Origin of the sequence: Streptomyces sp. PR69 (assembly GCF_026420845.1) — a bacterium.
Taxonomy (GTDB): domain Bacteria; phylum Actinomycetota; class Actinomycetes; order Streptomycetales; family Streptomycetaceae; genus Streptomyces.
The window spans coordinates 267910-278102 of sequence record NZ_JAOWCB010000005.1 but is presented as its reverse complement, the minus strand read 5'-3'; the positions used below and the strand labels follow the sequence as shown (position 1 = coordinate 278102).

Annotated in this window: 11 protein-coding genes; 4 read left to right on the top strand and 7 right to left on the bottom strand. The window is 72.8% G+C overall.

The annotated features are described in order from the left end of the window. Positions 1 to 96: 96 nt before the first annotated feature. From OF819_RS07385 to OF819_RS07375, 3 genes are read right to left on the bottom strand one after another with little or no spacing between them, the layout of a single operon-like run. On the bottom strand, positions 97 to 507 hold the full coding sequence (locus OF819_RS07385; protein WP_267242551.1) for a hypothetical protein: 411 nt from the start codon (positions 505 to 507) through the stop codon (positions 97 to 99). A 28-nt stretch (positions 508 to 535) separates the two neighbouring features. Continuing rightward, complete coding sequence (locus OF819_RS07380) at positions 536 to 1012, bottom strand: hypothetical protein (protein WP_416370485.1); 477 nt, start codon at positions 1010 to 1012, stop codon at positions 536 to 538. Beyond that, a complete protein-coding gene (locus OF819_RS07375; protein ID WP_267242574.1) occupies positions 1006 to 1440 on the bottom strand; it encodes an ATP-binding protein in 435 nt (144 codons plus the stop codon). The genes OF819_RS07380 and OF819_RS07375 overlap by 7 nt, the downstream gene beginning before the upstream one ends. A 169-nt stretch (positions 1441 to 1609) precedes the next feature. Here OF819_RS07375 and OF819_RS07370 point away from each other — a divergent pair, with 169 nt between their 5' ends. Both OF819_RS07370 and OF819_RS07365 read left to right on the top strand, forming a co-directional pair. Next, the gene (locus OF819_RS07370) at positions 1610 to 2470 is read left to right on the top strand and encodes a helix-turn-helix domain-containing protein (RefSeq protein WP_267242550.1); all 861 of its coding nucleotides are present in this window, start codon (positions 1610 to 1612) and stop codon (positions 2468 to 2470) included. A 63-nt stretch (positions 2471 to 2533) separates the two neighbouring features. After that, entirely contained in the window at positions 2534 to 2761 is a 228-nt protein-coding gene (locus OF819_RS07365) for a DUF397 domain-containing protein (protein ID WP_267242573.1), read from the top strand. Between the two features lie 39 nt (positions 2762 to 2800). Here OF819_RS07365 and OF819_RS07360 read toward each other — a convergent pair whose 3' ends face one another. After that, entirely contained in the window at positions 2801 to 4726 is a 1926-nt protein-coding gene (locus tag OF819_RS07360; protein WP_267242549.1) for a M64 family metallopeptidase, read from the bottom strand. A 383-nt stretch (positions 4727 to 5109) separates the two neighbouring features. After that, on the bottom strand, positions 5110 to 6564 hold the full coding sequence (locus tag OF819_RS07355) for a glycosyltransferase 87 family protein (protein WP_267242548.1): 1455 nt from the start codon (positions 6562 to 6564) through the stop codon (positions 5110 to 5112). A 221-nt stretch (positions 6565 to 6785) separates the two neighbouring features. Between OF819_RS07355 and OF819_RS07350 the strand changes: the two genes are divergently transcribed. After that, on the top strand, positions 6786 to 7976 hold the full coding sequence (locus OF819_RS07350; RefSeq protein WP_267242572.1) for a molybdopterin-dependent oxidoreductase: 1191 nt from the start codon (positions 6786 to 6788) through the stop codon (positions 7974 to 7976). Then, entirely contained in the window at positions 7976 to 8404 is a 429-nt protein-coding gene (locus tag OF819_RS07345) for a hypothetical protein (RefSeq protein ID WP_267242547.1), read from the top strand. The genes OF819_RS07350 and OF819_RS07345 overlap by 1 nt, the downstream gene beginning before the upstream one ends. 80 nt (positions 8405 to 8484) lie before the next feature. Here the strand turns inward: OF819_RS07345 and OF819_RS07340 are convergent, their stop codons facing one another. Both OF819_RS07340 and OF819_RS07335 read right to left on the bottom strand, forming a co-directional pair. Continuing rightward, entirely contained in the window at positions 8485 to 8925 is a 441-nt protein-coding gene (locus OF819_RS07340) for an SCP2 sterol-binding domain-containing protein (RefSeq protein WP_267242546.1), read from the bottom strand. Then, a complete protein-coding gene (locus OF819_RS07335) occupies positions 8922 to 10187 on the bottom strand; it encodes an NAD(P)-binding domain-containing protein (protein WP_267242545.1) in 1266 nt (421 codons plus the stop codon). The genes OF819_RS07340 and OF819_RS07335 overlap by 4 nt, the downstream gene beginning before the upstream one ends. Between the last annotated feature and the right edge of the window lie 6 nt (positions 10188 to 10193).

The following is a 10193-nucleotide window of genomic DNA, read 5'->3' as shown; positions in this document are numbered from 1 at the left end:
GACCTGGCCCTCGCCGGGCCGGACCACGGCCCCCGCCCCGAGCAGGAGAGTTTCCGGGCGGGGGCCTTCCCTGTGCCCGGCCCCGGCCAGGACGAGTCAGCGCATCGACGCGACGGCCCACTCCCCCGCGAGCGCCACCGCCACCCCGAGGCCGAGCACCGCCGTGGCCACCTTCGTGCGGCCCTGTTTGCTGAGCACCAGGGCGCTTCCGGAAAGGATCAGGGCCATGCCGTAGAAGCCCACGGTGAGCATCGAATGGGTGCTGCCGAGCCGCAGCGCCAGCACCGCGGCCGCGGCGATCATGATGAGCGCCGAGAGGACTATCCGTACCCGGCGGGCCTGCCGCGGTGTGAGGCCCTCACGCTCCGCGCCCGCCTCGGGGCCCGCCTGCGGGTGTGCGTCCGGGCCTGCATGGGCTGTGTCCATGGCTGGGTCCACGGCTGAGTCCACGGCCGTGTCCGGGCGCGCGGCCACGCTCGCATCGGGGCTCGTATTGGCTTCTGACATGGTCAGCAGACTAGTCGCCGGGACCGGCTCAGTGCGCGCTGCCCGCTCCCGCCGTCCACAGCGGCGCGGTGCCCGTGAGCTGGCAGGCGAGCACATAGAGCGGGATGGGCGGAGTGTAGGGGGCGGCGACGCCATGCGCGCCGTCGCGTGTCTCGTCGGGCCGGTGGACCAGCCGCGGACGGGTGACCGGCACCCGGGCGCCGGGTGCGTAGTGTGCGGGCAGCGGCCACACGACCTCAAGGTCGGAGCCGGCCGGAACGATCCACCACCACCAGTGGCCTTCGGCGAAGACACAGCCCGCGCGCGGCAGTCGGGCCAGCATCCGCGCGCCGTAGCGCGCGGGAAAGCCGACGGCGTCACAGCCGAGAGTGGGGGCGAGCCGGGGCGGGAGCTCCAGTTGGCGAAGGGCGGGCTGACTGCCTCCTCGTCCGCTCTGGTGTTCCGCGGCGAGGTGTTCCGCGGCGCGGCGGCTCCGGCTCAGCAGCGTCGCCAGATTCCTCAGCACGGGCGCGCCGTGCGGGGCAGTTCGGCCCAGACGACGCGGCCGGCCCCGGCGCTCGCCGCATGCGTGCCCCATGCGCTGCTGACGGCTTCCACCAGCAGCAGCCCGCGGCCGCGCTCCTCGTCCGAGACCCGGCAGACATGCGGGCCGGTGGGGGCTGCTCCCTGGTCCTGGACGGTGATGCGCAAGTGCTGTGCGTGGATGAGGAGTTCGCAGGCGACGAGCGCGCCGCCGGTGTGCACGACCGCGTTGGTCACCAGCTCGGAGACGATCAGCAGCGCCGTGTCCCGGACATCGCCGCCGATGCCCCAGGAACCGAGCCGTTCGCCGGTCAGCGTGCGGGCGCGGGCGACGCATTCGACGCGCGCGGGCAGCTCGAAGCCGTATCTGCGGCAGTCGGTTCCCGAGGCGGTCCCCGAAGACGGGTCCATGAGCTGGGCGGTGAGCGCGTCACGGTTCACGCAACCACTTTCCCGTCCCCGCACCCACCTTGGCAAGGCCCACTATGAATTTTTCAGAGTGGGCATATTCATTGTCGCGGGGCCCGTGGCACACTGCTCGCACCGGCACATGGGAGAGGATCGAAGTGGGTGACGCGAAGTGAGCGAACCGCGGTCCGCCCCCACCGTGGGCCAGGTCGTCCTGGGCAAACGCCTGCAGGACCTGCGGGAACGAGCCGGACTCCGGCGTGAGGACGCGGCGAAGGTGCTGCGCGTCGCGGCGGGCACCATCCGGCGTATGGAGACCGCCGAGGTCGCCCTGAAGATCCCGTATGTGCAACTGCTGCTCGGCGCCTACGGCGTGCCCGAGGAGGAGGCCCGGCACTTCGTCGAGCTGGCGGAGGAGGCCAACAAGCCCGGCTGGTGGCAGCGGTTCCACGATGTGCTGCCCAACTGGTTCAGCATGTACGTCAGTCTGGAGGGCTCGGCCAGCCTCATTCGTTCGTATGAACCGCACTATGTCCCCGGGCTGTTGCAGACCGAGGACTACGCACGCGCCATCATGCACAGCGGCGCCCTCGGCCAGACCGACCCGGAGGAGATCGAGGGGCATGTCGCCCTGCGCATGGAACGCCAGTCCCTGCTCACCCGGCCCGACGCGCCCAGATTCTGGGTGATCATGGATGAGACGGTGTTCCGCAGGCCGGTCGGCGGGCCGGGCGTGATGCGCGCCCAGATCGACCGGTTGCTGGAAGGGGCTCAACTGCCCCATGTCACCCTGCAGATCGCGGAGTTCAAGGCCGGGCACCACCCCGGCACCTATGGGCCGTTCGTCCTGTTCCGGTTCGCCATTCCCGAACTGCCGGACATGGTCTACAGCGAGTATCTGACCGGGGCCGTCTATCTCGACGCCCGCCCCGAAGTCGCCTCCCACCTGGAGGTCATGGACCGCATGGCGGCCCAGGCCGCGACCGCACAACGTACGAAGGAGATCCTCCGCGATCTCCGCAAGGAGCTGTGAGCTGTGACGGACGGCAAAGCCGAGGGGACGCACAACGGCGTGCGGGACGGCATCTACAACGGCATGCCCGCCTCGGAACTGGGCGAGGCGGGCTGGCTGAAGCCGTGGAGCGGAGGCAACGGCGGCAACTGCGTCGAAGCGCTCAGGCTCGCGGACGGCCGTGTCGCCGTACGCCAGTCCGCCGACCCCGACGGTCCAGCGCTGATCTACACCTCCTCCGAGATCGCGGCCTTCATCGAGGGGGCGAAGGCGGGTCAGGCGGACTTCCTGCTCACCCCGAGCCGCGGCTGACCCGCCGCCCGTCCCGCCTCCTTCCCCTGACGGGCGGGCCTATGGCGCTTCCGGGCCGTACGGCAGCGGCGGCAGCAGCGTCACCAGGAAGCTCCCCGGCTTTGAGACATTGCCCGCGGCGTCGACCGTCCGGTACTCGATCGTGTGGGTGCCGTAGTCGGGTGTGGCGTCGTCCCACGGCGCCGCGCGATGCCTGCCGAGCTTGCCGAAGACCAGACCGTCGATGACGGTGCCGCTCGGAGTGAAGCGGTATGGGGCGTCCGAGTCGGTCGGCCAGCCGTAGTACGTCTGCCAGCCGTCGCCGTCGACCCGGAACTCCCGCACCACCGCGCCCGCCCGGTCGTCCCGGGCCGAAAGCGCCATCGTGAACGGGCCGTCGTACACATACTCCACCGGCCGGCCGGGGCGGTGCACCGTGCGCAGCGGCTCCGAGAGCCGGTACGCGGCCCGCGCCGGCGAGGCGTCCACCGTCCAGCTGAGCCGGGCCGCCGTGCCCGCGATACGGGCTGTCAGGACATGGGTCCCGGGCCGCAGCCGCAGCGCGCTCAGATCCAGATCGCGGTCGTTGCCCCCATTGGCCAGCGGACGGCCGTCCAGAGCCCAGCGGACCCTCAGCGTACGGTCGACCGGATGGGTGGTGTCCGCATACACCACGCTCGACGCTCCCACCGGCGTCGCCGTGTCCGTGTGACCGGTGAAGGCGGGCGTCACCGGCTCCGGACGGGTGTCGACCGAGGTGTCCACCGTCCAGACGACCGTACGGGTCAGCGCGGCGGAGCGCCGGATCGCGGGATCGCGGACGAACGGCGTCGGATCGCTCACCGTCGCGGTCAGCGTATGAGTGCCGGGAGACAGCCGCAGCCGGCGCAGATCGACCGTGCGCGCCCCCTGCGTACGCAGCGGACGCCGGTCGAGCCGCCAGACCACGTCCAGTTCGCCGCCCAGCGGATGCAGGGTGTCCACCCAGACCGTCCGGTCGTCGCCGATCGGGGCCGTGTTGGGCGTATGGTCCTGGACGAGATCCACCTTCGCGGAGATCCTCTGCGTCAGCACCTCCCGCTCTACCTGGTCGAAGGCATAGCCCAGCGTCTTCATCGCGGAGTGCCGGCTGGGCCGCCACACCCCCGTGGTGCTGTAGAGGCCGCCCTCATGACGGCCGATGATCCCGCCGGCCTCGCTCTCCTCGCCCAGCCAGCGCCACCACTTCGCGCGCCGCTCGCGCATCTGCTCCTCGGTGAGCAGCGTATGGTGCGCGGAGTCCGGCTCACCGCCCTGGTAGCCGCCGCCGGGCACCCCGCGCTGGTAGTAGTCGTACTCGTCCTGGAGCTTGCCGAGCGAGTGCCCCAGCTCATGGGGGGTGATCAGCGCGGACAGCGCATTGCCGCCGGAGGCGGTGGCATAGCCGCCGCCCGCGCCCCCGTAGGTGTCGCTGTTCGCGAGCGCGAGGATCTGCCGGTTGGCCGGGGTCGCACCCGGCACGAGGCCGGCGAGCGCGCCCGCCGGGCCGCTGTCGACCGTCAGCAGCCGCTGTACGCTCCGCGGATTGCAGCCGCCCCAGAAGCCCATGTTCAGCGGGGTGTCGCGGCGCGGCGAGTCCAGGGACGGGTCGCAGTCCACACCGGACTCGCGGGAGGGGACCTCCACCGCCCACACATTGATGTACGAGCGGTACGAGGCGAACGGCTCCATGGACCACAGCACCTTCAGGTGCTCGTCGACGTCGGCGCGGAAGGCGGACATCTCATCGGCGGTGTAGCCGTCGCCGAGGACGACGAGATTGAAGCGCTTGTCGGCGGGGCCCGTGGTCTGGACGGGGACGACGGTCGCGGACTCGGTCACCGGACCGGCCGTGTCCTGCACATCGGCGGCGGCCGGGGGGCCGCCGCCCAGCAGACAGACGGCGACGAGCGCGCCCGCGGTGGCGAGCAGCGACGTTCTTCGGGGACGTATGCCGGGTGAGGTCATGGGCCCGGAGAGTAGAGCCGGGCTCAACAGCCCGTAAAGACAGCGGAGTTGCCGCTGTGGCACGGCTGGCCGGAAGCACGCGGGAGGCGGCGGCGAGCGCGCCCGCGCCGCGGGGCCGGGTCGACGAGCCCGCCGCGGTCAGGCGCGGCGCACTCCCGCCACGCTCACCTGGTCGCCGGGGCAACGGGCCGTGGCCGTGCTTGCCGAGCCCGGCGGCGCCCGCCGCTCGCCGCCGGCCGCGCCGAGCTCCGGCCGTACCGGCCGCGGTCATGCACGCCATGCTCGAATTGCACCGACCACTGACGTCACACGCCCGCGGCCCGGCACCCTCGACGGCCGGGCTCGCTGCCCGGCCGCGACTCGCCGGGCAGCGGCGCGGCGGCTCAGGACCGGTGACTCACGGACCGGCGGCCGAGCGTCCCGGCCACCGCCGACGACGGCCCCGCCCGTTCCCCTTCGCCCTCCACGCCCCCGCTGCGGGCCTGCCGCCCCGCACGGCGCGCCAGCGCGGCCGCGAGCACGATCCCTGCCGCGAGCCCGTACGCCGTGGCGCTCATCACCTGCGCATCCGCGCCCGAGTTGCCCGTGACGTACTTCGCCGCCCCGGCGGCGGCCACCGCCAGCCACTCCCAGCGCCCGTCCAGCGCCACCAGGGCGGCCAGCAGCAGCGCGTACCACGAATAGCCCGGAGTGGCGAGGAGAAAGGCCGCGCCCGTCACCGCCAGCGCCCCGCTCCACGGGCGCTCCGGGTCCCCGCGCAGCAGCACATGCGCCACGACCGCGAGCATTGCCACGACCAGCGCGGGCAGTGCCCAGTCGTCCGGCAGCACCAGACGCAGCAGGGCGTACCGCTGACGGGCCGAGGGATCGTCGTACCCCTCCTCCTCCGTATAGCCGCCGAGATAGCCCAGCACGGAGCTGTTCGACACCAGCAGATACGGCAGATAGGCGACGGCGGTCACCGCGGCGACGGGCACCAGCACGGCGGCCGCGTCACGCACCCGCCGCACGCCCGCCAGCGCGCCGGGCAGCACCACCGCCGGCATCAGCTTGGCCGCGACCGCCGCGCCGAGCAGCGCCCCGCCCGCGGCACGCCGCCGCCGCGCGACCAGCGCCAGACCTGCCACCGCCAACAGCACGCCCAAGACGTCCACATGGGCGTTGTTCACCGCCTCGATCGGCACGATCGGGCACCACGCCCACAGCGCGGCGAGACGGGGATCGCCGCGCCGCCGCAGCACCAGCAGCACGGCCGCCGTCACACCGGCCGCCAGGGCGACCCCGCCGACCTGGAGCCCCTTGTGCCGGGAGCCGTCCGGGGAGAGGGCGTGCACCAGCAGGAAGTAGCCCTCCGCCACCGGCGGATAGATCGTGTGAACCTGCGGCCGGTTCATCCGTGTGCAGTGCAGTTCGCCCTCCGGCCCAGGAATCCGCGCCCGCTCCGGAAGCCGGCAGGCGTCGCCCGTGGGAAACAGCCAGTCGTCGCGCAGCTTCACCAGCTCCGGGGCGGCGGGCGGATGATCGTACGGGGAGATCCCGGCCGCCTGCACCCGGCCGTCCCACGCATAGCGGAACGAGTCCGTGCTGGTCCGCGGGGGCGCGAGCAGCCCCATCGCCGCGACCGCGACGCCGCCGGCCGCGATGAGCACTGCCGCCTGACGCACCGGAGCCTTCCGCACCGTGAACACGGCCATGGCGAACAGCGCCCAGCAGGCGGCATACCACCAGGCCAGGCCCACGGGGTCAGAGACATAGCCGTCCTTGCGGACGGTCAGCGCGACAACGGCGATCAGAGCCGCCAGCAGTCCGCCGGCGGCGAGGGTACGCGGATTGATCACGGGATCAGCCTGGCATCCGGCGCGGCCGGATACGCGCACACGGCGCGCGACGTCCGCATTCCGTAAGGTGTCGCGCACCCCGCGCAGGGCCCGCCGGGGGGATGGTGGAGGTCATGAGGACCCCACGGATCCCCTGGCCCCCACGGCTCCCACGGCTCCCCGAGCACCGGCCGACCCTGCCGCCGCTGCGGCTGCCATCGCTGCGTATGCGGTCGTTGCGCATGCCGTCGCTGCGGCTGCGGTGGTTGCGGCTGCCGTCGGTGAGCCTGCCGAGGCCGCGGCTGCCCAAGCCGCCGCTGCCGCAGTTCACAGGGCGGCTGCACGAGCCCCGCACCGCCACCGTGATCGGCCGCTGGCTGGGCGTGCTGATCGCCCTGTGCTTCCTCACCGGGTTCCTCAGCCACTATGTGCAGCGACCGCCCGACTGGCTGGCCGGAGCGCTCCCCAGCAGGCCCGTGTGGGGCTACCGGCTCACCCAGGGCGTCCATGTCGCCAGCGGCATCGCCGCGATCCCCCTGCTGTTCGCGAAGCTGTGGACCGTATACCCGCGGCTGTTCGTGTGGCCGCCCGTCAGATCCGTGCGGCACGCCCTGGAACGGCTCTCCATCGCGGTGCTCGTCGCGGCCACAGTTTTCCAGCTGCTCACCGGGCTGCTGAACACGGTCCAGTGGTATCCCTGGCCGTTCTCGTTCGTGCCCGTGCACTTCGCCGTCGCCTGGGTGGTGTTCGGTTCGCTGGTGCTCCACATCGCCGTCAAATACCCGGACATCAGGGCGCACTGGAGCCGGACGTCTCCCGGCACGCTGGAACTGCCCGCGGCGGACGGGCCGGACCGGCGGTCCCTGCTGGCAGGCGTGTCGGCGGCGGTCGGCGCGGTCACCCTGACCACCGTCGGCCAGACCGTCACCCCGCTCAAGAACCTCGACCTCTTCGCACCGCGCCATCCCGACCACGGCGAACAGGGCCTGCCCGTCAACCGCTCCGCCGCCCAGGCCGGGATGGTCGGCCGGGACCTGTCCGGATACCGGCTGACCGTGCTGGGCCGCGACAGCTACGAACTGACCCTCGACGAACTCGCCGCCATGGCCCAGCACACCGTGCGGCTGCCGATCGCCTGCGTCGAGGGCTGGAGCAAGTACGCCGACTGGAGCGGCGTCCGCGTCCGCGACCTGGTCGCCCGCGCCGGGGGCCGCCCTGACGCGCTCGTCCGGGTGGTCTCCATGGAACGGCGAGGCGCCTACCGGGTGATGGAGATGGGCGGCGGCTACACCGAGGACCCGCTGACCCTGCTGGCCCTGCGTCTCAACGGCCAGGTCCTCTCCCTGGACCACGGCTTCCCGGCCCGCGTCATCGCGCCCAACCGGCCCGGCGTATGGCAGACCAAGTGGGTCGCCAGAATGGAGATCATCTGATGATGCGGTATGCCGTGGGCGCGTTCGGCGTCCTGCTGATCGCGATCGGCGGGCGGCTGCTGTGGGCGGGCGGCGAGCTGTCGGAGGTGGCGGTGTGGCTGGCCGGGGCGATCGTGCTCCACGACGGTCTCATCGCGCCGTTCGTGCTGACCGCAGGGCTGCTCGTGGCGAGCGTCCCGGCGCGCGGGCTGATCCGCGGGGTGCTGATCGTCGCGGGCGCGCTGACGGCGATCGCGCTCCCGCCGCTGCTGGCGCCGGTCCGGCGCAACCCGTCGGTGCTGCCGCTGGACTACCCCCGCAACTGGCTGCTCGCCATGGCGGCGATCGCGATCGCCACGGCCCTCATCCTGACGGCCCGCGCCCTGCGGGGCCGCCGCCCCCACCGCCCGTCCTGGCTCCGCACCCCCCGCCTCCACCGCCACCGGTGACACGGCGCGCTCTCCCCGCCCGTCCGTTTCAACGCGGCGGAGCCCCGCACCCCCTGCCGGGGCCGCTGTCCCGTCGGCAGCTAGTCGCGCGCGGTGCTGCGTGAGCCGAACCACTCGATCCAGTTCATGGCGAAGAAGACATCGCCCGAGATCTTCAGGCGTCCGTTGACGAAGGCATCGGTGCCTTTGAGTTCGCCGACCGCGAGCGCGATCAGATCGTCGAGGTCCACGCCGATCGTGGCATCGGCCGGGCGGTCCGCGGAAGCGGCCGCCGTGCAGGCGCCGGCGTCGACGACGATAAAGCGGTGGCGGACCCCGAGCGGGGTGTTGACGGCGTACCGGAAGATCCCGGAGCGGCCGTGCGCGCGCTCCGGGCGGAAGTTGGAGCGGAACCACTCGAAGACGAGCTCCAGCAGCCGGTCGACGTCGTCGGACGGGGCGCGGCCCGCGCGGGCGGCCGCGCCCGCCTCGGCGAGGACTTTCAGCCGGTGGTGGCGGGCGTCCGGGGCGTGCGGGGTCATGAGGCGGCTCCCTGGGGCGGCTGTGCGGCAGCCGCGGGCGTGGTGTGCTCGATGAGGACCGAGGCGTCCTTGTCGCCGTCGCCCGCCGCGACGACGGCGGCGAACCCGGCCCGTACGGTGTCCAGGACGGGCAGTTCGACGCCCGCGCCCTTCGCGTCGTCGATGGCGAGGCGCAGGTCCTTCTCCATCAGCGCGGAACGGAAGAAGGCGGGTTCGTAGCTGCCCTTGCGCATCAGCTCGGCGCGGAAGCGCATCACGATCGAGCTGAAGCCGCTCTCGGCGATCGCCGACAGCAGCCGGTCGCGGTCCAGGCCCGCCCGCACTCCGTAGGCGACGGCCTCGGAGAGCGAGGCGACCTGGGCGCCGAGCAGCAGATTGAAGATGAGTTTGAGGGTGGCGGCGGCGCCGGGCGCGCCGAGGTGCAGCACCTCGGAGCCGATCGCGTCGAGGATGTCCGCGACCTCGGCGACGTCGTGTTCGACGCCGCTGGTGTAGACGCGGAGCTTGCCCTCGCGGGCCTGGAGGGGGTTGCCGACGACGCAGGCCTCGACGCGCCGGAGCCCGGCGTCGGCCAGCCGCGCGGCGGCGCGCCGCGCGTACTCCGGTGAGACGGTGGAGGTGTCGACGACGATGCTGCCCGGCGCCAGGACGGGGACGATCTGCCGGAAGAGCACCTCGTCCACGGCGGCTTCGTCGCTGAGGCTGAGCAGCACGACGGAGTGCCCCCGGGCCGCGTCGGCGGGGCTGTCGGCGGCGACGGCCCCGGCCTCGACGAGCGGGCGGGCCTTGGCGGCGGTGCGGTTGTGGACGGTGAGCCGGCGGCCGGAGTCGAGCAGGCGGGCGGCCATGCCGCCGCCCATGTTGCCCAGTCCGATGAAAGCGAGGGCGGGGCGCTCCTCGCCGGCGCTTCCGCCGGCGGCCGGGGCTCGGGGTGCGGCGGCCGCCGGGGGGATCTCGTACACGACCTGAGTGGTGGTCATCTCACCGCCGGTACGGTAACGGCCGAGCCGCTTGCGGTGCCCGACGTGGGCTTCGCTGACCTCGAAGGCCCGGAACGACTCCTCGTCCGTCCAGTCGGTGATCACGTAGTAGACGGGTGCGCCGCCCTCGCCCTCCGTCGCGCGCGTCAGCGTCTGCCCCCGGTTGGCTGGCTGCCGGGCGATCGCGGAGCCCACCTCCCACCAGGTGCGTTCGAAGTCGTCCTGTGTGCCGGGCCGGATTTCCATCCGCAGGATGACGCGGAAGAGCGGAGTCGTAGCCATCGGTGA